At 68.1% G+C, this 21215-nt stretch carries 29 protein-coding genes; 20 read left to right on the forward strand and 9 right to left on the reverse strand.

What is annotated here, in order from left to right; translation table 11 throughout:
• Positions 1–137 precede the first annotated feature (137 nt).
• Entirely contained in the window at positions 138–389 is a 252-nt protein-coding gene (locus tag ACFXHE_RS36625; RefSeq protein WP_379389238.1) for a hypothetical protein, read from the forward strand.
• 66 nt (positions 390–455) lie between these two features.
• Here ACFXHE_RS36625 and ACFXHE_RS36630 read toward each other — a convergent pair whose 3' ends face one another.
• The gene (locus ACFXHE_RS36630) at positions 456–776 is read right to left on the reverse strand and encodes a hypothetical protein (protein WP_354846878.1); all 321 of its coding nucleotides are present in this window, start codon (positions 774–776) and stop codon (positions 456–458) included.
• Between the two features lie 208 nt (positions 777–984).
• Between ACFXHE_RS36630 and hemB the strand changes: the two genes are divergently transcribed.
• From hemB to ACFXHE_RS36655, 5 genes are all read left to right on the forward strand, one after another.
• The gene (gene hemB / locus ACFXHE_RS36635) at positions 985–1962 is read left to right on the forward strand and encodes a porphobilinogen synthase (protein WP_364620156.1); all 978 of its coding nucleotides are present in this window, start codon (positions 985–987) and stop codon (positions 1960–1962) included.
• 31 nt (positions 1963–1993) lie between these two features.
• The gene (locus ACFXHE_RS36640; protein WP_379389271.1) at positions 1994–2497 is read left to right on the forward strand and encodes a hypothetical protein; all 504 of its coding nucleotides are present in this window, start codon (positions 1994–1996) and stop codon (positions 2495–2497) included.
• 277 nt (positions 2498–2774) lie between these two features.
• Complete coding sequence (locus ACFXHE_RS36645) at positions 2775–3359, forward strand: hypothetical protein (RefSeq protein ID WP_379389239.1); 585 nt, start codon at positions 2775–2777, stop codon at positions 3357–3359.
• Positions 3359–3595 carry a hypothetical protein gene (locus tag ACFXHE_RS36650; protein WP_379389240.1) on the forward strand — a complete coding sequence of 79 codons (237 nt, stop codon included), beginning with the start codon at positions 3359–3361 and terminating at the stop codon, positions 3593–3595. Before ACFXHE_RS36645 ends, ACFXHE_RS36650 begins: the two co-directional genes overlap by 1 nt.
• An 82-nt stretch (positions 3596–3677) precedes the next feature.
• Positions 3678–3902 carry a hypothetical protein gene (locus tag ACFXHE_RS36655; RefSeq protein ID WP_379389241.1) on the forward strand — a complete coding sequence of 75 codons (225 nt, stop codon included), beginning with the start codon at positions 3678–3680 and terminating at the stop codon, positions 3900–3902.
• Between the two features lie 102 nt (positions 3903–4004).
• Here the strand turns inward: ACFXHE_RS36655 and ACFXHE_RS36660 are convergent, their stop codons facing one another.
• Positions 4005–4388, reverse strand: coding sequence for a hypothetical protein (locus ACFXHE_RS36660; protein WP_379389242.1), 384 nt, complete (start codon positions 4386–4388; stop codon positions 4005–4007).
• Positions 4389–4903: 515 nt separating this feature from the next.
• Between ACFXHE_RS36660 and hemL the strand changes: the two genes are divergently transcribed.
• The 7 genes from hemL (at position 4904) to ACFXHE_RS36695 (ending at position 12719) form a co-directional block, all read left to right on the forward strand.
• Positions 4904–6241, forward strand: a complete 1338-nt coding sequence (gene hemL, locus ACFXHE_RS36665; RefSeq protein WP_379389243.1) for a glutamate-1-semialdehyde 2,1-aminomutase — start codon at positions 4904–4906, stop codon at positions 6239–6241.
• Positions 6242–6684: 443 nt separating this feature from the next.
• On the forward strand, positions 6685–7290 hold the full coding sequence (locus ACFXHE_RS36670) for a histidine phosphatase family protein (RefSeq protein ID WP_379389272.1): 606 nt from the start codon (positions 6685–6687) through the stop codon (positions 7288–7290).
• Positions 7287–7922, forward strand: coding sequence for a TlpA family protein disulfide reductase (locus ACFXHE_RS36675; protein ID WP_379389244.1), 636 nt, complete (start codon positions 7287–7289; stop codon positions 7920–7922). Before ACFXHE_RS36670 ends, ACFXHE_RS36675 begins: the two co-directional genes overlap by 4 nt.
• Before the next feature lie 5 nt (positions 7923–7927).
• Positions 7928–8752: a cytochrome c biogenesis CcdA family protein gene (locus tag ACFXHE_RS36680; RefSeq protein WP_379389273.1), complete on the forward strand. Its 825-nt coding sequence runs from the start codon at positions 7928–7930 to the stop codon at positions 8750–8752.
• A gap of 1 nt (position 8753) precedes the next feature.
• A complete protein-coding gene (locus ACFXHE_RS36685; RefSeq protein ID WP_379389245.1) occupies positions 8754–10373 on the forward strand; it encodes a cytochrome c biogenesis protein ResB in 1620 nt (539 codons plus the stop codon).
• Entirely contained in the window at positions 10373–11362 is a 990-nt protein-coding gene (ccsB, locus tag ACFXHE_RS36690; RefSeq protein WP_379389246.1) for a c-type cytochrome biogenesis protein CcsB, read from the forward strand. Before ACFXHE_RS36685 ends, ccsB begins: the two co-directional genes overlap by 1 nt.
• 166 nt (positions 11363–11528) lie before the next feature.
• The gene (locus ACFXHE_RS36695) at positions 11529–12719 is read left to right on the forward strand and encodes a Rieske 2Fe-2S domain-containing protein (RefSeq protein ID WP_379389247.1); all 1191 of its coding nucleotides are present in this window, start codon (positions 11529–11531) and stop codon (positions 12717–12719) included.
• A 60-nt stretch (positions 12720–12779) separates the two neighbouring features.
• On the opposite strand, the gene ACFXHE_RS36700 is transcribed toward ACFXHE_RS36695, so the two are convergent.
• Positions 12780–13202 carry a hypothetical protein gene (locus ACFXHE_RS36700; protein ID WP_379389248.1) on the reverse strand — a complete coding sequence of 141 codons (423 nt, stop codon included), beginning with the start codon at positions 13200–13202 and terminating at the stop codon, positions 12780–12782.
• Between the two features lie 89 nt (positions 13203–13291).
• On the opposite strand from ACFXHE_RS36700, the gene ACFXHE_RS36705 reads away from it, so the two are divergent.
• Positions 13292–13870, forward strand: a complete 579-nt coding sequence (locus ACFXHE_RS36705; protein ID WP_379389249.1) for a TetR/AcrR family transcriptional regulator — start codon at positions 13292–13294, stop codon at positions 13868–13870.
• On the opposite strand, the gene ACFXHE_RS36710 is transcribed toward ACFXHE_RS36705, so the two are convergent.
• On the reverse strand, positions 13858–14484 hold the full coding sequence (locus ACFXHE_RS36710) for a TetR/AcrR family transcriptional regulator (RefSeq protein ID WP_379389250.1): 627 nt from the start codon (positions 14482–14484) through the stop codon (positions 13858–13860). The genes ACFXHE_RS36705 and ACFXHE_RS36710 overlap by 13 nt on opposite strands.
• A gap of 110 nt (positions 14485–14594) precedes the next feature.
• Here ACFXHE_RS36710 and ACFXHE_RS36715 point away from each other — a divergent pair, with 110 nt between their 5' ends.
• Entirely contained in the window at positions 14595–14996 is a 402-nt protein-coding gene (locus ACFXHE_RS36715; protein WP_364620116.1) for a Dabb family protein, read from the forward strand.
• 92 nt (positions 14997–15088) lie between these two features.
• On the opposite strand, the gene ACFXHE_RS36720 is transcribed toward ACFXHE_RS36715, so the two are convergent.
• The gene (locus tag ACFXHE_RS36720) at positions 15089–15277 is read right to left on the reverse strand and encodes a hypothetical protein (protein ID WP_040862127.1); all 189 of its coding nucleotides are present in this window, start codon (positions 15275–15277) and stop codon (positions 15089–15091) included.
• Positions 15278–15346: 69 nt separating this feature from the next.
• Positions 15347–15580: a BldC family transcriptional regulator gene (locus ACFXHE_RS36725; protein WP_051152909.1), complete on the reverse strand. Its 234-nt coding sequence runs from the start codon at positions 15578–15580 to the stop codon at positions 15347–15349.
• Positions 15581–15831: 251 nt separating this feature from the next.
• Here ACFXHE_RS36725 and ACFXHE_RS36730 point away from each other — a divergent pair, with 251 nt between their 5' ends.
• Together ACFXHE_RS36730 and ACFXHE_RS36735 are read left to right on the forward strand one after the other, a co-directional pair.
• Positions 15832–16143, forward strand: coding sequence for a DUF4229 domain-containing protein (locus ACFXHE_RS36730; protein WP_354851448.1), 312 nt, complete (start codon positions 15832–15834; stop codon positions 16141–16143).
• Positions 16140–17225: a PLP-dependent cysteine synthase family protein gene (locus ACFXHE_RS36735; protein ID WP_379389251.1), complete on the forward strand. Its 1086-nt coding sequence runs from the start codon at positions 16140–16142 to the stop codon at positions 17223–17225. Before ACFXHE_RS36730 ends, ACFXHE_RS36735 begins: the two co-directional genes overlap by 4 nt.
• 38 nt (positions 17226–17263) lie before the next feature.
• Here ACFXHE_RS36735 and ACFXHE_RS36740 read toward each other — a convergent pair whose 3' ends face one another.
• The gene (locus ACFXHE_RS36740) at positions 17264–18148 is read right to left on the reverse strand and encodes a helix-turn-helix domain-containing protein (RefSeq protein ID WP_379389252.1); all 885 of its coding nucleotides are present in this window, start codon (positions 18146–18148) and stop codon (positions 17264–17266) included.
• Positions 18149–18421: 273 nt separating this feature from the next.
• On the opposite strand from ACFXHE_RS36740, the gene ACFXHE_RS36745 reads away from it, so the two are divergent.
• The 3 genes from ACFXHE_RS36745 (at position 18422) to ACFXHE_RS36755 (ending at position 19684) form a co-directional block, all read left to right on the forward strand.
• Entirely contained in the window at positions 18422–18643 is a 222-nt protein-coding gene (locus ACFXHE_RS36745; protein WP_040813561.1) for a hypothetical protein, read from the forward strand.
• Positions 18643–19233 (forward strand): Clp protease N-terminal domain-containing protein, encoded by a 591-nt coding sequence (locus tag ACFXHE_RS36750; protein ID WP_379389253.1) that lies wholly within the window; start codon positions 18643–18645, stop codon positions 19231–19233. Before ACFXHE_RS36745 ends, ACFXHE_RS36750 begins: the two co-directional genes overlap by 1 nt.
• A 70-nt stretch (positions 19234–19303) precedes the next feature.
• Positions 19304–19684 (forward strand): phage holin family protein, encoded by a 381-nt coding sequence (locus tag ACFXHE_RS36755; RefSeq protein WP_379389254.1) that lies wholly within the window; start codon positions 19304–19306, stop codon positions 19682–19684.
• 17 nt (positions 19685–19701) lie between these two features.
• Here ACFXHE_RS36755 and ACFXHE_RS36760 read toward each other — a convergent pair whose 3' ends face one another.
• Positions 19702–20571: a 1,4-dihydroxy-2-naphthoate polyprenyltransferase gene (locus ACFXHE_RS36760; RefSeq protein ID WP_379389255.1), complete on the reverse strand. Its 870-nt coding sequence runs from the start codon at positions 20569–20571 to the stop codon at positions 19702–19704.
• Between the two features lie 72 nt (positions 20572–20643).
• Positions 20644–21099 carry an SRPBCC family protein gene (locus tag ACFXHE_RS36765; protein WP_379389256.1) on the reverse strand — a complete coding sequence of 152 codons (456 nt, stop codon included), beginning with the start codon at positions 21097–21099 and terminating at the stop codon, positions 20644–20646.
• Positions 21100–21215 lie beyond the last annotated feature (116 nt).

A 21215-nucleotide genomic window follows, 5' to 3' on the forward strand; every position in this document is an offset into this window, starting at 1 on the left:
GGCCCCGCATCCAATGATGCGGGGCCCGTGGCATTTCGCGTTCGCTGGGCGGATGCCCATGAAAATGCTGGCGTTTCATTTCGACCCGAAATGCATACGCTGCGTTCAGCATTCGATCTTCGAAAGGTGAAACGTCCATGAAGCGCACGGCAGTCGGCCTGATCGCGATGTCCGGGATCGCCCTCGCGGTGCTGTCCCCGGCCGCGGCGTCGGCGGCGCCCGTACCGCTGGAGCAGGCCCCGGCCGCGGTCCAGACCACCGCGGTCGCACCGATCGATGCCACCAGCTCCGGTAGCGCGGTCGTGAACACGCTGCAATTCCTGCTGAAGTGCCTGACCACCGGCTCGGGTACCCCGGGCACCACCGGCACCGGCTGCCTGGTCTCCTAACGGCCGCCGTGCGCGGCGGAGGTTCTCCGAAGTCTCTTGCGCGGCCTCGGAGAGCCTCCACCGTTGTCAGCGTTGCGCTGCCATCAGGCGGCGGACCATGCGGCAGGTGGCGTCCGAGGGCCGGTGCACGCCGATGACTTCCGCTGTGTGGCGGATGTTTTCATTGGTCGCCTGATCCGGGCTGAAGGATCCGGAGTCCAGTAGCGCGATGGCCAGCCGCATGGCCTTCAACCTGCGATTGTGCGAGATGTACCACGACCGCGGCCGCCCCGCGGGCAGCGGCTGTTTGGACAGCGGCCGCCAGGCGTGATCGATCACATCCCCCTTCTTCGGCACTTCGCCGGCCCTGTTCACCTTGTCGGACATGCTGGTAACAGCTGCGAGCACGACCATTCCTCCCGTCGCGATCCGGATTCGCACCCCGCATCGGCAGCGCGACTCCTTCGAACACATCTTCGATTCTACTCGTGCCCACCGACAAAATCGGCTGCTCACAATGACTTTGGCGATGCGACCCGATGACCGTGACGGTGCGGCGCGGCCCGGCCGCGGAGGCGCGCGCACCCGGGTCGAAGGGCGGGCATATCATGCGAACATGACCGGAATGGACCGCCCTCGGCGGTTGCGCCGCACTCCCGCCATGCGTCGGCTCGTCGCCGAGACCAGCCTGGAGCCGCGGCATCTGATTCTGCCCATGTTCGTCGCCGACGGGATCGGCGAACCGCACGAGATCTCCTCCATGCCAGGCGTTTTCCAGCACTCGATGGACTCGTTGCGCAAGGCGGCCGTGGAGGCGGTGGCCGCCGGCGTCGGCGGGCTCATGCTGTTCGGCGTGCCGAAGCCGGAGGACAAGGACGCGCAGGGGAGCGCCGCCAGCGATCCGGACGGGATCCTGAACCGCGGCCTGCGCGCGCTGGTGCACGAGGTCGGCGGATCGACCGTGGTCATGGCCGACACCTGCCTCGACGAGTTCACCGACCACGGCCACTGCGGTGTGCTCGACGACAGCGGCGCGGTCGACAACGACGCCACCCTGACCCGCTACGTCGAAATGGCGTTGGCGCAGGCCGAAACCGGCGCGGACCTGCTCGGCACCAGCGGCATGATGGATGGCCAGGTGGCAGCGATCCGTGCGGGCCTGGACGACGCCGGGTACTCCGACACCGGCATCCTCGCCTACGCGGCCAAGTACGCCTCGGCCTTCTACGGTCCCTTCCGGGAGGCCGTCGGCTCCTCGCTGCAGGGGGATCGGCGCACCTATCAACAGGATGCGGCGAACCGCCGCGAGGCAATTCGTGAGCTGGAGCTGGATCTGCTCGAGGGCGCGGACATCGTCATGGTGAAGCCCGCCATGTCGTATCTGGACATTCTGCGCGAGGTCGCGGACCGCTCCACGGTGCCGGTGGCGGCCTATCAGATCTCCGGTGAGTACGCCATGATCACCGCGGCCGCCCAGCACGGCTGGATCGATCGCAAGGGCGCGGTGCTGGAGTCGCTGCTCAGCATCCGGCGCGCGGGCGCGGACATGGTGCTGACCTACTGGGCCACCGAGGCCGCGCACTGGCTGTCGTGAGTGTGACCGAATAGTTCCGATCGTGAATCCGATGGTCCCGCCGGGTATTTCGCGCCCGGCCCCGGAAGACGTGCGCACCGCCTGCCAACTCTGGTACGCCACATTCGCTGTCGGGCTGGTGCAGTTGATCGCCTCGCTGGTGACGCAGTTCGGGCAGCGGCAGGATCTGGCGCAGCAGATGTTCGACCAGGTCAAGGAACAGCAGCCGACCGTGACGCTGGCGCAGGTGCAGGCCTGGATGGCGATCGTGTTCATCCTGGTCGGCGTCTTCTGGCTGGTGCTCACCGGCGCCGGAGTGGCGGTGGTGTACCAGCTGGGACGCGGAAAGGCCTGGGCGCGAGCGCTTCTCACCGGGTTCGGCGTCTTCCTGGTGCTCGGCGCGGCGGGCACGCTGTTCGGCATCGGGGTCAAGGAGGGTGCGGCCGCGCTGGTCGCCGGCGGGGCCGGAATCGTGGCGGCCGTGCTGGCGGGCGGGGCCGTATTCCTGTGCTATCGAAGCGAATCCGAGGCATTCTTCCGTCCCGGACCGCAGTAGGTACGCCTGAGTTTGTGACAAGCGTACTAGCGGGTATGGTGAGGGCAGTCACAGAGAATTCGGGAACCGGGTGCCGGTCGTCATACGTTGTGTTATGGCGCGTTCGGCTCCGGGAAGGCGGAGGCAACGATGCGAGTGGTGATCCAGCAGCCGCACAGCCTGCGGCGCGATGTGCTGGTGCTGAGTCTGCTGTTTCTGTTCGGGCTGCTCACCCTCGCCGTGCTGTTGATTCCGGGCCTGGCCCGCTGAGCGAATCCACGATATTTACGCTCGACCTATGAGTGAGGCCATCAACACCCCCGGGGCCGTGCTGTTCTCCGAGCCCGGTGCGCGCTGGCGGACCATCGCCTACGGACCCGCGCTGTGCACGATCATCCTGGTCATCGAGCTGATCCGGGGCGGCGCCATCCACTGGTTCGGGCTGGTCTTCTGCGCGGTGCTGCTGGCCGGATTCGTGTGGTTGCAGGTGGTGGCGGGCAAGCGGCACATCAGTGTCGAGCTGACGCCGGCGCAACTGCGCGAGGGCACGGAGGTGGTGCCGCTGCGCGACATCGCCGCGGTGCTGCCGGAGGAGGACGAGGAGTCCTGGGAGTATGAGGACTGGCAGTCGGCGCGGGCGCTGGGCGAGCTGACCGGAGTACCGCGGCGGCGCAAGGGAATCGGGCTGAAGCTGACCGACGGGCGGCTGGTACAGGCGTGGGCGCGGGATCACGTCACGCTGCGTGCCGAGCTGACAGCCGCGCTGGAGCGGGCGCGCGGTACCGATGGCGACCCTGGCACTCATGGCGAGCCCGGCACCGATGACGAGCCTGGCACCGATGACGAGCGCGGGTCGGACGACGAGCGGAAGGAAGCGCTGTGATGCGGTGGCTGACCGTATTCGCCGAGTTCGTGCTGGTGCCGGTGCTGGTGGTGGCGGCGGTGTGGTGCTGGCACAACGGGATTCGGACCACTGCCTTCAAGCCGCAGGGTGAGGTGCCCGCGTTCACCGCGACGCGGTACCTCGGGCCCTGGCTGGCGGGGTGCGCGGTGCTGGCCATCATGTCGGGGCTGGCGCTGATCGACGTGGTGGCGCGGGCGGTTCGGCTCGCGCGCTGAGCTTTTCGCGACACACCGCACGGGGGGTGCGAAGTCCGGATTCGCCTTGGAGGCGTCCGGGCGGTCGCGGAGAATCATGGGCATGAAGCGCACAGATCTCGTGAAACGCATCGCCACCGCGGTGCTGGCCACGGGGGTCGTCGGCGTCGGGGCGGTGGCTCCGGCCGCCGCCGCTCCGGTCGATGCCGTCCCGGATTACCGGTCACACCCGGGCGCGCTGTCCTGGCAAGACCTACTACCGCCCCAGCTGAACTGCTTGCTGTCCACCGGATGGGCGGCGTTCTGCCTGGGGATTCCACTCCCGTAACGGGTCGCGGCGGCGCGACCGCAGACCGCGCCGCCGTCTCCGCTGCGGAAAAAGGTGTCAGCCCCGCTTACGCGAGGGCCGGCTGCCGCTGACGCGAACGCCTCAGCCCCAGTTCTGGTAAATATCCAGCACCCGTCCGCCCCGGCTGCCCGGCAGATCGAGGAAGATCGCGATGCTGCCGTCGGGGTGATCGGCGGCCTCCGCGATCACCTGCCGGAGCGAGGCGTGCACGCCACCCTTGTCGTCCTTGTAGATGGTGGTGTCGGGCCGCAGGCCCGCGCCCATCCGGTTCAGCGGCACGACCATGCTGATCACCGCGGGTACGGGACCATCGGCCAGCGCGGCGGTCTCACTGTGGGACAGCGTCACCCCCACCCGCCCCTGATCGATCTGCACCACCGGCTCCGCCGCTGCCGAGACTCCGGCCCCGGCGGCGAGCCCGGCCGTCACCGCGACGATCCCAACCCCGATTCGAACGACCCGCATACGTCCCGCCCTCTCTCCCAAGCCGTCTCCTGTGTCGAGACATTACGCACCAGCAATCGTGTAGCGAATAACGTTGTACGAAACTGGTACTCCGGCGTGTTGCCCCACCGTCCCCCGTGAGCCCACATCGGAGGCCGCGCACTGCAATTCGGAGTCCTGCGGCTGCGGGCTGGGAGGGGCCCGCGGGCATGTCGTGCCCGGCAGCTCGCGGTTGAACCGCCATAGGTATTCGCGTGCCCGGTAGCGGTCGACGGTCGCGCCGCACTCCGCGGACCCGGCACCAGGCCGTTCACCACCGTCGCGGTCGGGCCGCCCGATGGTTCGGCCGATGCCGCGGCGAGTTCGGCGGAGGCGGTATCGGCAGCGAGGGCTCGGGCGCCGGGGTGGGCGGCCGGGCCGCCTTCGGGATGCGGTGTTCGTATCGGGGTGCGAGGATGGCGGGTTGGCTGTGGGAAGGGCCACTCGACTACACCCTGTCGTCGACGGGGGCAGGGGCGGCTGAGAGACTGGGTGCCGTGAGTTCTTCTCCGCGTGTGAGCCAGGTGTCGGTCCCGGTCTCAACCCAACTTTTCGAACGCGCCGCGGCGGTCATCCCGGGTGGCGTGAATTCGCCCGTGCGTGCGTTCAACTCCGTGGGCGGCACGCCGCGGTTCATCGCCTCCGCGCGCGGTTGCACGCTGACCGACGCCGACGGCAACGACTACGTGGACCTGGTGTGTTCGTGGGGCCCGATGATTCTCGGGCACGCACACCCGGCGGTGGTCGAGGCGGTGCAGCGCGCGGCCACCGGCGGGCTGTCCTTCGGCGCGCCGACCGAGGCGGAAATCGAGCTCGCCGAGGCCATCGCGGGCCGGGTCGCTCCGGTGGATCGGGTGCGGCTGGTGAACTCCGGCACCGAGGCCACCATGAGCGCGGTCCGGCTGGCGCGCGGTTTCACCGAGCGCGGCAAGATCATCAAGTTCAGCGGCTGCTACCACGGGCATGTCGACGCGCTGCTGGCCGACGCCGGATCGGGCGTGGCCACGCTGGGCCTGCCGACCTCGCCGGGCGTCACCGGTGCGCAGGCAGCCGACACCCTCGTGCTGCCCTACAACGATCTCGATGCGGTGGCCGCCGCGTTCGCCGCCTACCCGGGTGAGATCGCGTGCGTCATCACCGAGGCCGCGGCGGGCAATATGGGCGCGGTCGCGCCGGTCGCCGGATTCAACGAGGGGCTGCGCCGGCTCACCACCGAGCACGGCGCGCTGCTCATCATGGACGAGGTCATGACCGGGTTCCGGGTGAGCCACTCGGGCTGGTTCGGCATCGACGGCGTGGCCGGTGACCTCTACACCTTCGGCAAGGTGATGAGCGGTGGCCTGCCGGCCGCGGCGTTCGGCGGGCGCGCCGACATCATGAATCACCTCGCGCCGCTGGGTCCGGTCTATCAGGCGGGCACCCTCTCGGGTAACCCGGTCGCGGTGGCCGCGGGCCTGGCCACGCTGCGCGCCGCGGACGAGCAGGTCTACGCGACGCTGAACAAGAACGCCGAGCGGCTGGGCGCGCTCATGACCGAGGCGCTGACCGCCGAGAGCGTCCCGCACCGGGTGCAATTCGCGGGCAATATGGTGAGCGTGTTCTTCGCCGAGAACCCGGTCACCGACTACGCCGCCGCCAAGGCGAGCGAAACCTGGCGTTTCCCAGCCTTCTTCCACGCGCTGCTGGATGCCGGTGTGTACGCGCCGCCGAGCGCCTTCGAAGCCTGGTTCGTCTCGGCCGCCCTCGACGAGGGCGCGTTCGACCGCATCGCCGCCGCCCTCCCCGCCGCCGCGCGCGCCGCGGCGGCCGCCACCCCCGAAGGATCCGCCGCGTGAGCTCCGCCCACCCCGACTCCGGCCTACCCGCACCCACCCAGCACGAGGTTCCCCTCTCCGCCGCCGAGGCCACCCGCCTCCTGGACTCGATCCGTCAGGCCGAAGAGGAACTGGCCGAAACCGGCGAACACATCGCCGTCTCCCCGGCCGAACCCGCTTCCGCCCCAACGGAATCCGACAATTCCAGCGCAACCGCCGGGTCCGAAACGGATCCGGACGACTCCGATGCGGGTGAGTCCGCTGCTCCGGTTGCGTCGTTCTCGTCCGAGATCGTGGTCGAGATCGATCCCGATGCGGGTGAATCCGGTGAATCGGGCACGGAATTCGCGGCCGCGGGCGATTCGGATGCGGCTGCCGCCGGTGCCGACGTGGCCTCCGGCACCACGGGCGGGTTGATCCTGCCGGGTGACGTGGCGAGCGATCTCGAGACGATCGTGCACGTCATGCGGCACGGCGAGGTCCACAATCCCAAGGGCATCCTGTACGGCCGGTTGCCCGGGTTCCAGCTGTCGGTGACGGGGCGGGCGCAGGCGCAGGCTGTGTCGCGGTCGCTGGCGGATCATGACATCGCGCTGGTGGTGGCGTCGCCGCTGCAGCGGGCGCAGGAGACCGCGGATCCCATTGCGGCGGGCCACGGTCTGGTGATCCGGACCGACGACAATCTGATCGAGGCCGGCAATACCTTCGAGGGGCTGCGGGTCTCGGCGGGGGACGGCGCGCTGCGCAAGCCCCGGCACTGGTGGAAGCTGCGCGACCCGTTCACGCCGTCCTGGGGTGAGCCGTATCTGCAGATCGCGCACCGCATGCTGGCCGCGGTGAACAAGGCGCGGGTGGAGGCCGCCGGCCGGGAGGCCGTGCTGGTCTCGCATCAGCTGCCGGTCTGGACGCTGCGCCGCTTCCTGCAGGGGCAGCGGCTGTGGCACGACCCGCGGCACCGCCAGTGCTCGCTCGCCTCGCTGACTTCGCTTGTCTACCAGGGCGATACCTTGATCGACATCGTCTACTCGGAGCCGGCGGGCGCCTCGGATCCCAAGGTGACCGGGGCATGAGCCGCGCCATCGCGTCCCGGCCCGCCCGCCGCCCGCTGCGCCGGGTCGCGGCGTTGCTGGCCGGTGTGAGTGTGGTGGCCGTGCTCGCCGGGTGTTCGACGGCGGGCAAGGACGCGGTGGCCCAGGGCGGTACCTTCGACTTCGTCTCCCCGGGCGGCAAGACCGAGATCTTCTATGATCCGCCGTCCTCGCGCGGCACCATCGGCAAGCTGTCCGGCCCGGATCTGCTGCACGACGGCAAGACCACGTCGGTGGACGATTTCCCCGGCAAGGTCGTGGTCGTCAATATCTGGGGCCAGTGGTGTGGCCCGTGCCGCGCGGAAGCGCCCGCGCTGGAACAGGTCTACGAGGCGAGCAAGGACAAGGGTGTCGCGTTCCTGGGCATCAATGTCCGCGACAACCAGAAGGACAAGGCCCAGGACTTCGTGACCGACAACAAGGTCGGTTACCCCTCCATCTACGACCCGTCCATGCGCAGCCTGCTCGCGCTCGGCGGCAAGTTCCCCACCAGCGTCATTCCCACCACCATCGTGCTGGACAAGCAGCACCGGGTGGCGGCGGTGTTCCTGCGCGCCCTGCTGGCCGAGGACCTGCAGCCGGTGGTGGACAGGCTCGCGCAGGAGCAGGCGTGAACCACGTGACCTACCTGGCGAGCGTGGGGGATTCGTTCCAGCAGACCGCCGCCACCGGACCGCTGCTGCTGGCGCTGGGCGCGTGCATGCTGGCCGGTCTGGTGTCGTTCGCCTCGCCGTGCGTGGTGCCGCTGGTGCCCGGCTACCTGTCGTACCTGGCCGGTGTGGTGGGCGCGGAGGCCCCGCCGGTGACGGTGGAATCGGCCGAGACCACCAGAACCGCCGTGGCGGGCCGCAATTCCGCGCGCCTGCGGGTGGCGGGTGCGGCGGGCCTGTTCGTGGCGGGCTTCACCGTGGTGTTCGTGCTGGCCTCGGCGACCGTGTTCGGCGCGATCCAGGTGCTGAACGTCAATCGTGATCTGCTGCAGCGCATCGGCGGCGTGGTGACCATCGTGATGGGCCTGGCGTTCATCGGTCTCATTCCGGCGTTGCAGCGCGACACCCGCATGGAGCCGCGCCGGCTCAGCGGCCTCATCGGGGCTCCGCTGCTGGGCGCGGTCTTCGCGCTCGGCTGGACACCGTGCCTGGGTCCGACGCTGTCGGGCGTGATGGCGGTGTCGGCGGGCACCGAGGGCACCACCGCGGTCCGCGGCGTGGCCCTCATCGTGGCCTACTGCCTGGGCCTGGGCCTGCCCTTCGTGATCCTGGCCTTCGGCTCGGCGACCGCGTTGCGCGGCGTCGGCTGGTTGCGCCGTAATTCCCGCACCATTCAGGTGATAGGCGGTCTGCTGTTGGTGGCCGTCGGCATCGCCCTGGTGACCGGGGCGTGGGACCAGTTCGTCTCCTGGGTCCGCGACGCCTTCGTCTCGAATGTGACCCTGCCGATCTGACATGACTGCCACCATCGAAACCCCCAGTGCCCCCGTCCGTCCGCCGCGTCAGTCGCCGCTGCGGCGCGTACTCGGCGTCCTGCGCAATACCTGGCGCGGACTGACCAGCATGCGCACCGCGCTGATGCTGCTGTTCCTGCTGGCCCTGGCCGCGATCCCGGGCGCGCTGCTGCCGCAGCGCAGTCTGAACGCGGGCAAGGTCGACGACTACATCCGCAATCGGCCGACCCTGGGCCCGTGGATGGACCGGCTGCAGCTGTTCGACGTGTTCTCCAGCTTCTGGTTCACGGCCGTGTATGTGCTGCTGTTCATTTCGCTGGTGGGCTGCATCCTGCCGCGCTGTGTGGATCACTACCGTGCGCTGCGGACGCCGCCGGTCAAGGCGCCGCGCAATCTGTCCCGCCTGCCGCATCACTGGTCGGGGACCGACGCGGCCACCCCGGAGCAGGTGATCGAGCGGGCTCGCGGTCAGATGCGTGGCTGGCGCACCGTCGTGCAGCCGGGCGATCGCGCAGGGGAACTGACCCTCTCGGCGGAGAAGGGTTACACCCGCGAGCTCGGGAATCTGGTCTTCCACCTGGCGCTGGTGGGTCTGCTGGCGGCGATCGCGGTCGGCAAGCTGTTCGGCTACGAGGGCAATGTGGTCGTGCTCGCCAATGACGGCCCGGGTTTCTGCACCACCTCGCCCGCGGTGTTCGACTCGTTCCGCGCGGGCAATGTGAACGACGGCACCGGCCTGACGCCGATGTGTGTGCGGGTCAAGGACTTCCGGGCCGACTACCTGCAGAACGGCCAGGCGTCCATGTTCACCTCGAACATCCAGTACCAGACCGGTAAGGATCTGAACTCCGACACCTGGCGGGACACCACCATCCAGGTGAACCATCCGCTGCGCGTCGCCGGCGACCGGGTCTACCTGCAGGGCCACGGTTTCGCGCCCAAGTTCACGGTGACCTTCCCGAACGGCCAGACCCGCACCGAGGCCATCCAGTGGAAGCCGGACGACGCCACCACCTTCCTGTCCTCGGGTGTACTGCGCATCGATCCGCCGGGCGGCATGTATCCGAACGAGGAGGAGCGCCGTAAGCATCAGGTCGCGATCCAGGGCCTGTTCGCGCCGACCGCGCTCATGCACGGGCAGCTGCTGACCTCCATGTATCCGGCCATGAAGGATCCCGCGGTGGCGATCGACATCTACCAGGGTGATACCGGCCTGGACACCGGCCGCGCGCAGTCGCTGTTCGCGCTGGACCCGGAGATGATCAAGCAGGGCCGCCTGGTGAAGGAACAGCGGGTGAACCTGAAGCCGGGTGAGTCCGCGACCCTGTCCGACGGCACCAAGGTCGCCTTCGACGGCGCGGAAGAGTTTGTGAACCTGCAGGTTTCGCACGATCCGGCGCAGCAGTGGGTACTGGTGTCGGCGCTGACCATGATGGCGGGCCTGCTGGTGTCGCTGCTGGTGAAGCGCCGTCGCATCTGGTTGCGGGTGTACCCGGATACCGAAACCGACGGGGTACGACGTACCGTAGTAGAAATGGGCGGATTGGCCCGCACCGACCAGGCCGGGTGGGGCGGCGAGTTCGACCGCCTGCGTGAGCGGCTGCTGACGGGAGAGAAGTAATGCCGATCGACGAGAACATAGCCTCCTACAGCGATCTCGCGTTCAAGTCGGCCATCGTGATCTACGCGCTGGTCTGGATCATGCTGGTCTGGCAGTTCGCCCTCACCCGCACGGTGCCGACGGCCGCCGCCCGCCAGCTGGTCACGGCCGGAGGCGGTTCCGGCATCGTCGACGAGCCGCCCGCCAATGTGCCCGGCAAGGTGCAGCCGCGCGGGGTCGAGCGCCCCTTCTCGGAGCGCCTGGGCAATATGGCCTTCGCGGTGCTGTTCGTGGGCTTCGGTGTGCACCTGGTCTCGATCGTGCTGCGCGGCTTCGCGACCCACCGCTTCCCGCTGGGCAATATGTTCGAGTTCATCTCGATGGCCACCGGCGCGGCCGTGCTGCTCGGCCTGATCCTGCTGCGCGACCAGCGCTATCGCGGCATGTGGTCGTTCCTGCTGGTGCCGGTGCTGATCCTGCTGTTCCTGGCGGGCACCAAGCTGCACGTGGACGCGGCCCCCGTGGTCCCGGCCCTCAAGTCCTACTGGCTGCCGGTGCACGTCACCGTGGTGTCGATCGGCTCGGGCGTCTTCCTGGTCTCCGGTGTCGCGAGCCTGCTGTTCCTGTTCCGCCTCTGGCAGCCCGCAGGCGCGGAGTCCGACACCATCTTCGGCCAGCTGGCCCGCCGCCTCCCCGACGCCCAGCTGCTGGACCGGCTCGCCTACCGCACCACCATCATCGGCTTCCCGATCTTCGGCGCCGGCGTCATCCTCGGCGCGATCTGGGCCGAGGCCGCCTGGGGCCGCTTCTGGGGCTGGGACCCCAAGGAGACCTGCTCCTTCATCGCCTGGGTCCTCTACGCCGCCTACCTGCACGCCCGTGCCACCTCCGGCTGGCGCGACACCAAGGCCGCCTGGATCAACATCGCCGGTTTCGTGGCCATGCTCTTCAACCTCTTCATCATCAATATCGTGGTCAGCGGTCTGCACTCGTATGCGGGTCTGAACTGACCCGACAGGCTTCCTGAACTGGCCCAATGGGTTTCGGAAGGTCCCGGCACGTTTCAGTGCCGGGGCCTTCTTCTTTTCCCGGGAACTTCCGATCGGTGCTCAGGGGCTGTACCGTGTTAAGCGACCGTGATTAGAACACGTTCTAGTTTTAGTGAAGGGGCTCGTCATGGCAGTGGCGCCGCAGGGTCGGGTTCGGAAAGTGCGGGAGATCGACGTGGGCGAGGCGCCCACGCGGTACGCACGCGGATGGCATTGCCTCGGGCTCGCGAAGTCGTTCCGGGACGGGAAGCCGCATCAGATCGCCGCATTCGGGACCAAGCTGGTGGTCTTCGCCGACAGCAAGGGTGAGCTGCACGTGCTCGACTCCTACTGCCGGCACCTGGGCGGCGACCTCAGCATGGGTGAGATCAAAGGTGATTCCATCGCCTGCCCGTTCCACGACTGGCGCTGGGGCGGCAATGGGAAGTGCACCGGGATTCCGTACGCGCGGCGGGTGCCGCCGCTGGCGCGGACCCGGTCGTGGATCACCTTGGAGCGCAACGACCAGCTCTTCGTGTGGCACGACCACGAGGGCAACCCGCCGCCGGACGAGGTGACGATCCCCTACATCGAGGGCCCGTACACCGATGCCGTGGGCAGGGGCACCGAGGGGCTCGCCGACGGCTGGACCGAGTGGACCTGGGAGTCCATGGTGATCGAGGGCTCCAACTGCCGCGAGATCATCGACAACGTCGTGGACATGGCCCACTTCTTCTACATCCACTACGCGTATCCGACGTTCTTCAAGAACGTCTTCGAGGGCCACGTCGCCACCCAGTTCCTGGACTCCACGGCGCGCCCGGACAAGGGTATGGCCACGCAGTACGGCGGCAACTCGACGCTGAAGTCGGTGGCCTCGTACTTCGGGCCGTCCTACATGGTCAATCCGCTCGTCAACAGCTACAGCGGGTTCGAGCTCGAGACCGTGCTGATCAACTGCCACTACCCGATCTCGCAGGACGCGTTCGTGCTGCAGTACGGCATGTCGGTGCGCAAGCCGCAGGGCATCGACGATGCCTCGGCCGATCGGATCGCGAAGAAGATGACCGTCGGCATCGGTGAGGGCTTCCTGCAGGACGTCGAGATCTGGAAGCACAAGTCCAAGATCGAGAATCCACTGCTGACCGAGGAGGACGGGCCGGTCTACCAGCTGCGCCGCTGGTACGAGCAGTTCTACGTGGACGTCGCCGACATCGACCCGAAGTCGGTGCAGCGCTTCGAGTTCGAGGTCGACACCACCAAGGCCAATGAGGCGTGGCAGGCGGAGGTCGCCGAAAACCTCAGGCGCAAGGCGGAAGAGGACGCCGTCAGTCACTGACGGGGATCGGGTTCCGGACGGTCCGGGTGGGCGCGTGCTGCGCGCCCACCCGGACCGTCGTCAGTTGGCGGCCGCGGTGACCGCCGCGATCAGCGCCTCGCCGGTGTAGGCGCGGCCGCCGATGCCCCAGGCGCCGTCGAGGGCATTGAGGATATTGACCCAGATGTCCTCGCGCCGATGGTCCGCGGTGGTGAGTCCCGCGACGATGTCGGTGGCCGCGGTGATGAAGGCCGCGCGGGCGTCCGGGTCGGGCAGGCCGATATTGGGCAGCTTGAGTTCGACCATGACGATCGGCCGGTTCTCCCCGCCCGCGTAGATGTCCTCCGGCGGCAGCAGGTGCACGCTGCCGCCGATGATTCCGGTGAAGAAGTCATTGCCCGCGCCGCCGCTGACCTCGGCCAGGGCCGCGGTGAGGGCGGGCAGGATCTCGCGTTCGCCGCGGGCGGTGAGGACGCCGCGCGGTGCGGTGACGGTGATGGGCACTGGGCTCTCCGTTCTCGAGGCTAGTACGTACGTACTAGCGAGTCGAGTGTGTACTAGGATGGCCGTACTAGTCAATGGTGGGAGGAACAATGGCGGCGACCACGCGGGATCGGATGATCGACGCGGCCATCGACGCGCTGCAGAAGAAGGGTGTCGCGGGCATGTCCTTCACCGCGGTCCTGGACGCCAGCGGCGCCGCGCGCGGCGCGATCTACCACCACTTCCCCGGCGGCAAGGCCGAACTGGTGGCGACGGCCGCCGCCCGCAACGGCGATCAGGTGCGCGAGCGTCTGGCCGCGCTACCGGCCCCCGACCCGGTGACTCTCGTCGAGTCCTTCCTCGCTCTGGTCCGCCCGGTGGTGGCCGCCTCGGCCGACGGTGCGGGCTGCGCCGTCGCCGCCGTCACCGTGGACCCCGACAGCGGCGACCTGCGCACCGTGGCCGCCACCGCATTCGATTCCTGGACAACCACTCTCGCCGAGCGCCTGACCGCCGCCGGCGCGGACCCGGCCACCGCCGCGGACCTGGCGACCACCCTGCTCACCCTGCTGCAGGGCGCGCACGTGCTCTGCCGCGCCGCGGGCGAGATCGAGCCCTTCGATCGAATGGCGCGCGCCGCAACGGATCTCGTCCGCCACCGCTTCGCGCCGGGCGCTCAGGGGCGGTAGGCGCGCAGGAACGTGTCCACGGCCGCGTCGGCGACGTCCCGGAGTTCGGCCGCGGCGACGGCCCGATTGCCCTGGCGCGAGCGCGCTTCCAGCGGACCGCTCAGCAGCGCCAGGAACTGCTCGGCGGCGACCGCCGGGTCGCTGTGGCGCAGCCGCCCGGCCAGCGCGAGCCGGGCCAGCCGGTCGGCGAGCGCGTCGCGGAGCCGAATCGTGGTGCGGTCCAGGACGGTATCGACCAGATCGGGGAAGTCGCCTGCCTGGGCGTAGGTGAGCCGGTGCAGGGCGAGCGCGCGCTCGTCCGAGCAGGCCTGCAGCAGTAGCGCGGCGGTCTCGCCGAAGGCGGCGGCCAGATCGTCGCCGGGCTCGCGCAGCGGTTCGAGCGCGCCCAGGGCCTGCTCGCCGACCGCGTCCGCGGCCGCCGACATCGCCGCGCGGAACAGGGTTTCCTTGTCGGTGAGGTGGTTGTAGACCGTCGGTTTGGCGACGGATGCCGCGTCGGCGATCTCCTGCACACAGGACTGGGCGTAGCCGCGTCGCGCGAACACCGTCAGGGCCGCCGTGAGGATGGCCTGCCGCTTGTCGATGCGGCCGCGGCTCGCCTTGGCTGTGGTCACCTAGCCATCTTACCGATGTGTTCGCCCTATTGAACTCATGGGTTCAATCCTGTCTACTGAATCAGCTGGTTCGAAATATTGAACCAGCTAGTTCAAATGAAGGAGTTGGCATGATCGTTCACGTCCTGAGGTTCCGATTCCGCGACGAGTCCACCGAGCAGCAGCGGGCCGAGGTGCTCGCGGCCATGCGCCGCACCGCGTCGGTGGAGTCGGTGAGTTTCGCGACGGTCGGGCAGAGCCTGGGGGATCCGGCCGAGGGCCTCACGCATGCCTACTGCGTGGGTATCGAGGATCTGGCCGCGTTGGAGCGGTATCTGCACGACCCGGTGCACCTGGCCGGGGATCCGGAGATCGCGCCGCATTTCGCGAAACTGGTGATCGGCCCGGATATTTCGGATGATCCGGACCCGGAGCTGTCCGAGAAGATCAAGGCGCTGCATCTGCGCAAGGTCGAGATGTATCCCGAATGGGAGGAGCTCATGGCCACCATCCCCGAGGTGGCCTTCGCGTGAAGCGACGCGTCCCCCGTGTGTCCGCTGGTGCGGATCCGCGGGGGACGGTCACATCTGTCTATATGGCTATCTGGTTGGCGAGCCTCGGTCTTTCAGGTGGATTCGCCGTCACGATGCTCCCGGGAGAGCTTGGCGAGGAAATCCGGATCATCTTCGGGACCGATAACGCGGTTGCGCCGAGTGGGTGCTGGGCCGGTGCCGGCCGATCGCTGGGGTCCGAAAGCCTTCCAGCACAGCATCGCGATGGCCACTACCGCGATGAGTGCCAACAGGTACGTCACGTCGCTCACCTCCTGACAACGAGGGTAATCCGAGTGCGTACCCGCGGCACCTGAAGCGGGAAATAGGTGTTACACGCGGGTGGCCTCGGTGGTGAGGGACCGCAGGAGTTGCAGAACTTCTGATTCGCGGAACCGGCGGTGGCCGCCCGGAGTCCGCAGGGAGCCGAGCCGACCTGCGTGAGCCCAGCGGGTCACGGTCTTCGGATCGACGTGGAACAGGGCAGCGACCTGGCCTGGGGTGAGCAGAGTGTCCTGGCCGTTGACGGAACCCAATGCGCGGCTCGCCGCGGTGAACGCAGTCATTCGCAAACCTTTCCGTTTCGACAGATCCCTCATCAGTAGCGACATCGTTGCACTGGACCCCCTGGGTGTTCGAACGGTCTCGCTTTGGTAAAGGGGAAGTAATAGACAAAACGGATATCCGTTATGTGTTTACGGTCACTTTTGGCGCTAATACAGCGAACTACCAGCGACATACGGGCTGGTCGGATTAATTTTCCGGCCGGGCGAGGGCCGCGGCAGCGCCCGAACGCCCGTCACCTACGCTGTTCTGCGTGAGTGATGCAACCCGGCCCGAAGGTGCGGGCCGCCGCCTGGCACGCAGTTTGGCTATCTACACGGTGGCCCGGCTCGGGCTGGTCGCCGTCATCACCGCGATCATCATGGGCGTCGCCGCCGTGGTGAAAGTGGCCATCCCCCTCATCGTGGCCCTGCTGTTCGGGCTGCTCATCGCGATGCCGCTGTCGCTGCTGCTGTTCAAGAAGCTGCGTACCCAGGTCAACAAGGACATCGCGGCGGTGGACGCCAAGCGCCGCCGGGACCGTGACCAGCTGATGTCGAGACTGCAGGGCAAGGACGAGCAGTGAAACGCTGCGATCGCAGCGCACCCAGGGACTGGGTCGACAACGCGGTCCGGCTCATCGACGCCGACACCCAGCGCAGCGCGGACACCCATCTGCTGCGCTATCCCCTGCCGCCGGAGTGGGGCGTCCAGCTCTATCTGAAGGACGAATCCACCCATCCGACCGGCAGTCTCAAACACCGCCTGGCGAGATCGCTGTTCCTGTACGCCATCTGCAACGGCTGGGTGACCGAGGGCACCACCGTGGTGGAGGCCTCCTCGGGGTCGACGGCCATCAGCGAGGCGTATTTCGCCAGGATGCTGGGCCTGGACTTCGTGGCCGTGGTCCCGGCCAGGACCTCGCCGGAGAAGCTGGCGCTCATCGAGGCCCAGGGCGGTCGCTGTCATCTGGTCGAACGCGCACCCGATATCTATACGGAGGCAGCGCGTCTGGCGGACGAGACCGGCGGCCACTATATGGACCAGTTCACCAATGCAGAGCGGGCCACCGACTGGCGAGGTAACAACAACATCGCCGAATCCATCTTCCAGCAGATGACTCTGGAGGCGCACCCGGTGCCGGAGTGGGTCGTGGTGGGCGCGGGGACCGGCGGGACCAGCGCGACCATCGGCCGCTACCTGCGCTACAAGCGGCACGCGACCCGGCTGGCCGTGGTGGATCCGGAGAACTCGGCCTTCTACGGCGGCTACGAGGTCGACGACCTGGACTATCAGACCGGAATGCCGTCCCGGATCGAGGGCATCGGGCGGCCGCGGGTGGAGCCGTCGTTCGTGCCCAGCGTGGTGGACTGCATGATCGAGGTGCCCGACGCGGCCTCGGTGGCGACCGCCAGGCACGCGAGCGCGGTGCTGGGCCGGCGCGTGGGCGGGTCCACGGGCACGAATCTGTGGGGGGCCTTTGCCCTGATTGCCGACATGATCGCCGCGAACCGTACCGGCAGTGTGGTGACACTGCTCTGTGATGGCGGAGACCGTTATGCCGGAACCTATTTCAATGACGAATGGGTTGCCGACCAGGGGCTGAGCTTGACCGAGCCCACCGCGGTGCTGACCGAATTCATCGCCACCGGTACTTGGTCGGGATAGTTTTCGCACGGCACGACGGGTCGGCTGATATCGGTTGATCACCCATCGGAAAGATTGCTACTTATTTGCCGAAGTGGCTTGGTTGGGTTCGGATCGTTAGCGGGCGCAGCGTTTTTCGCGCGTCTCGACGGGGTAGCAGGGCCTCCAGGGGCGTTAATAGGCCTTGACGTTTCGGGGCGTTGCCGGACCACCGGACGGGTCACCGCGGTCGGTCGATCGACCGTGGTGCCGAGCACCAGGAGCCACGATTGCAGGCTCGATTGGGTGCGCCACATATTGATGCGCAGCTCGGTGATGGCCAGCGTGCGCGGCTCGCGCACCAGCTTGGTGAGATCGGTGCGCTCGACGGCGATCGTGTCGGAGCGCCACAGCAGTGCGAAGTCCGCATCGGTGAGGCACTTCTCGAGGATCTGGCGGCCGCGCTCGTCATCGTCGCTGCGGGCCAGCTGCATACGAAACCGACCGGCTGCCATTCGCGCTTCGGTATCCCAGTTCACCATGACGGTGCGCGAGATCGGATTGAAGATCAGCCATTCCAGGTAGTTCATCCCGGGGACGAGTTCCGGAAAGTACTCCTGGTGTGCGGCATTGGCCGCGACGATGTCCCAGAGCTCGGTGATGTACGCGCCGATGGCGGGGTTGAGCAGTTCCAGGTACTCCTGGTCTGTGGGGGTGGGGTGGTCGGCCGCGAGGCGCGGCAGCGGCCCCTCGGCCAGCACCAGCGCATACTCGAATTCGGCCGGCGGCAGTTTCAGTGCGGTGCAGAGGGATTCGATGACCCGCCGGGACGGAGTGGCCCCGCCCTCGATCTTGGTCAGGTAGGGGACCGAGAGGTTGGCCAGCCAGGCCAGTTGGGGACGCGTGAGATTCGCGGTGGTGCGGCGCTGGCGAATGTATTCGCCGAACGTGGGAACTCCATCCATTACTTGGGCAGACCTTACTTGTATGGCCGTCAGGTACACGCGCGGTTGCCGACGGATACCCGCACGGTCCCCGGGGTGTGGGCGGTGCGGCCTTCCGTTCAGCTCCAATAGTTTGAAGCAACAACAAATCAGAAGTGCGGGGTGGGGTCGTCAATGCCTGGGAGCCTGCGGCTTTCGGCCTGTTGTGCGACTACGCACTGCTGTCGGCGAACACCTTTCCGATTGTGTCAATTTTCGTTGACGCGCCGCGAGTGTCAACGTAAATTGACACTCATGAGTGAAGCAACGACTCTGGCGGCCGCCGCCGGCAGCCCCGACCCCCAGGTCGGGCTCCGCGCGGTGCTGGCACTGCGTCGGTTGCTCGAGCGGCTCGAGGCCATTCAGGTCGGCAATGCCCGCAAGCAGGGCTGGTCCTGGCAGGCCATCGCGGACGCGCTCGAGGTCAGCCGGCAGGCGGTCCACCAGAAGTACAACCGGAAGGGCGGTATCCGCTGATGTTCGAACGATTCGACAAGGCAGCCAGACACGCGGTCGTCATGGCCCAGGAGGAGGCCCGCGACCTGTGCTCGTCGACCATCGAGGTCGAGCACATGCTGCTGGGTCTGCTCGTCAGCCCCGACCATGGTCTGCGGGAAATCCTTGCGGCACACGGTCTCACCGCCGAAGGCGTGCGAGACGCGGTGGCCCGCAAGCGGACCGGCGAGCCGCTCGGTGCGGAGGACGCGGCCGCCCTGCGTTCCATCGGCATCGACCTCGACGCCGTGCGCGAGAGCCTGGAGGCCACCTTCGGCGAGAACGCCCTCGACCAGGCGGCCGTGCCCGCCGAGCAATCGCGCTGGGGCAAGTACTGGGGCGCGGAAGGCGGCCCGCGCGGCCACATTCCCTTCACCAAGGACTCCAAGAAGGTCATCGAGCTGTCACTGCGTGAAGCGGTGTCGCGCAAGGACAATCGCATCGAGGCCGGGCACATGATGCTGGCCGTGCTGCGCGCGCCCAATGACGTCACCCGCCGCCTGCTCGGCGACGACGAGGCGATGCGCGTCCTGCGTGATGCGGTGTCCGGCTATCTCGACCGCGCGGCCTGATCCGGCCCGCGGGGCGACCGCCCTACCCGGATGTCCGGCCCGCGAGTTGATCTCGCCCTACGATCGGGGCATGACGCTACTGATACGTCTGCTGATCAACGGGGTGGCCATCTGGCTGGCCGCCGCCTGGGTGAACGGCATCGAGATCAAGACCCCCGAGGACACCACCCAGAGCAAGATCCTGGTGATCGCGGCCATCACGGTGGTGTTCGCCCTGGTGAACGCGCTGGTGAAACCGATCGTGAAGGTGCTCTCGTTCCCCTTCATCGTGGTCTCGCTGGGCCTGTTCCTGCTGGTGATCAACGCGCTCATGCTGTGGCTGACCGCGAAGATCACCGGCACCACGGATTACGGCCTGCGCGTGGACGGCTTCTGGGCCGCCGTGCTCGGCGGCATCATCATCTCGCTGGTGAACTGGGTGCTCGGCGTCCTGGTCCCGGACGAGGACTGAGACCGGCCGGCCGTCGATCAGACGACGGCCAGCGCCACGGCCACCACGGCCGACCAGACCAGCATCGCCTGACCGGTACCGGCAAGGGCGGGAATCAATCCCGGACCGTTCTTGCCGGTCCGCACCGGCTCGTGGGCGCGGATGGCCAGCGGCAGCGCGATCAGCGCGGCGAGGGTCCACGGGCTGCGCCAGACCAGCAGTGCGAGCGCGAGGAACGGGATCAGGATCAGCACCAGGTGCAGGGTGCGGGTGTGTGCGTCGCCCAGCCGCACCGCCAGGGTGAGCTTGCCCGATTCGGTATCGGTGGGAATGTCGCGCAGGTTGTTGGTGACCAGCACCGCGCTGGAGAACGCGCCGACGGACACCGCGCACACCAGGCCCGCCCAGTCCACCTGCCCGGCCTGCACGAACTCGGTGCCCAGCACCGCCACCAGGCCGAAGAACACGAACACCGCGATCTCACCGAAACCGCTGTAGCCGTACGGGTTCCGGCCGCCGGTGTAGAACCACGCCCCCGCCAGGCAGGCCGCGCCCACCAGCAGCAGCCACCAGGCGCTGGTGATCACCAGCACCAGGCCGATGACCGCGCCGATCGCGAGGCAGGCGATGGCGGCATTGCGCACCGCGGCCGGGGCCGCCAGCTTGGAACCGACCAGCCGCAGCGGGCCGACCCGCTCGTCATCGGTGCCGCGAATGCCGTCGGAGTAGTCGTTGGCGTAGTTGACGCCGATGATCAGCGCCACCGAAAGCAGCAGGCACAGTATCGCTTTCCACCACACGAACCCGTCGATCGAGGCGGCCGCCCCCGTGCCCGCCAGAACCGGGGCGATGGCATTCGGGAGGGTGCGCGGCCGAGCGCCCTCGATCCACTGTGCTGCTGTAGCCATGCTTGGCAGCCTAGTGCGAGAGTCGGTGGCCGCGCCCGCCCGAGTGTCCGGGGATGCAGGCGCCGGCCCCGGTCAGCTTTCGGCCGCGGCCTTGAGCTGGGCCAGCCCCTTCTCGAAGTCCTTGCCGACCAGGCGATCCATCGGGAACAGTTTGCCGATGATGGCCATCGGGCCGTTCTGCGTGCCGGTCATGCGCCAGGTCACCGCGGTGGTGTCGCCCTGCGGGCGGAATTCGAAGGTGACCTGGTTGGTCGCCTTGAACGGCTTCTCGAAGTGCAGCTTGATGCCGATGGCGTCGGAGGTGGCGGAGGTGATCTCCATATCACCGCGGCCGGCCTTGCGGTTGCCGCTCCAGAAATAGCGCGCGCCGATGCCGCGATCGGCCCCGCTGTAGACGCGCTCCATCTCGGGATCGGTGTCCTCCCAGGGCGACCACTTGCGCCACTGGTGGAAGTCGTCGACGAGTGCCTGGACCTGTGCGGGATCGGCCTCGATGACCGCTTCCCGGTGAATGTCGAATTCGGCCATGGCATGAGGGTAAGCGCTGCCGACGCCGAATGGGCCGCGCCGTCGATAAACCGGTTGAGCCGGGCCCGGCGCGTCGGGTAAGCACGGGTCCCGTGCGACGGCCCGGCACCGGCCGT

This window comes from Nocardia sp. NPDC059229 (genome assembly GCF_042754165.1).
GTDB lineage: Bacteria > Actinomycetota > Actinomycetes > Mycobacteriales > Mycobacteriaceae > Nocardia.

Excerpts from the sequence above, each read along its gene's own strand:
- ACFXHE_RS36660 (WP_379389242.1), bottom strand. The coding sequence starts at position 4,388 with ATGCGGGTCGTTCGAATCGGGGTTGGGATCGTCGCGGTGACGGCCGGG.
- ccsB (WP_379389246.1), top strand. The coding sequence starts at position 10,373 with ATGCCGATCGACGAGAACATAGCCTCCTACAGCGATCTCGCGTTCAAG.
- ACFXHE_RS36725 (WP_051152909.1), bottom strand. The coding sequence starts at position 15,580 with ATGACTGCGTTCACCGCGGCGAGCCGCGCATTGGGTTCCGTCAACGGC.
- ACFXHE_RS36640 (WP_379389271.1), top strand. The coding sequence starts at position 1,994 with ATGGTCCCGCCGGGTATTTCGCGCCCGGCCCCGGAAGACGTGCGCACC.
- ACFXHE_RS36655 (WP_379389241.1), top strand. The coding sequence starts at position 3,678 with ATGAAGCGCACAGATCTCGTGAAACGCATCGCCACCGCGGTGCTGGCC.
- ACFXHE_RS36695 (WP_379389247.1), top strand. The coding sequence starts at position 11,529 with ATGGCAGTGGCGCCGCAGGGTCGGGTTCGGAAAGTGCGGGAGATCGAC.
- ACFXHE_RS36765 (WP_379389256.1), bottom strand. The coding sequence starts at position 21,099 with ATGGCCGAATTCGACATTCACCGGGAAGCGGTCATCGAGGCCGATCCC.
- ACFXHE_RS36670 (WP_379389272.1), top strand. The coding sequence starts at position 6,685 with ATGCGGCACGGCGAGGTCCACAATCCCAAGGGCATCCTGTACGGCCGG.
- ACFXHE_RS36685 (WP_379389245.1), top strand. The coding sequence starts at position 8,754 with ATGACTGCCACCATCGAAACCCCCAGTGCCCCCGTCCGTCCGCCGCGT.
- ACFXHE_RS36645 (WP_379389239.1), top strand. The coding sequence starts at position 2,775 with ATGAGTGAGGCCATCAACACCCCCGGGGCCGTGCTGTTCTCCGAGCCC.
- ACFXHE_RS36745 (WP_040813561.1), top strand. The coding sequence starts at position 18,422 with ATGAGTGAAGCAACGACTCTGGCGGCCGCCGCCGGCAGCCCCGACCCC.
- ACFXHE_RS36760 (WP_379389255.1), bottom strand. The coding sequence starts at position 20,571 with ATGGCTACAGCAGCACAGTGGATCGAGGGCGCTCGGCCGCGCACCCTC.
- ACFXHE_RS36650 (WP_379389240.1), top strand. The coding sequence starts at position 3,359 with ATGCGGTGGCTGACCGTATTCGCCGAGTTCGTGCTGGTGCCGGTGCTG.
- ACFXHE_RS36740 (WP_379389252.1), bottom strand. The coding sequence starts at position 18,148 with ATGGATGGAGTTCCCACGTTCGGCGAATACATTCGCCAGCGCCGCACC.
- ACFXHE_RS36715 (WP_364620116.1), top strand. The coding sequence starts at position 14,595 with ATGATCGTTCACGTCCTGAGGTTCCGATTCCGCGACGAGTCCACCGAG.
- ACFXHE_RS36675 (WP_379389244.1), top strand. The coding sequence starts at position 7,287 with ATGAGCCGCGCCATCGCGTCCCGGCCCGCCCGCCGCCCGCTGCGCCGG.
- ACFXHE_RS36625 (WP_379389238.1), top strand. The coding sequence starts at position 138 with ATGAAGCGCACGGCAGTCGGCCTGATCGCGATGTCCGGGATCGCCCTC.
- hemB (WP_364620156.1), top strand. The coding sequence starts at position 985 with ATGACCGGAATGGACCGCCCTCGGCGGTTGCGCCGCACTCCCGCCATG.
- ACFXHE_RS36705 (WP_379389249.1), top strand. The coding sequence starts at position 13,292 with ATGGCGGCGACCACGCGGGATCGGATGATCGACGCGGCCATCGACGCG.
- ACFXHE_RS36750 (WP_379389253.1), top strand. The coding sequence starts at position 18,643 with ATGTTCGAACGATTCGACAAGGCAGCCAGACACGCGGTCGTCATGGCC.
- ACFXHE_RS36755 (WP_379389254.1), top strand. The coding sequence starts at position 19,304 with ATGACGCTACTGATACGTCTGCTGATCAACGGGGTGGCCATCTGGCTG.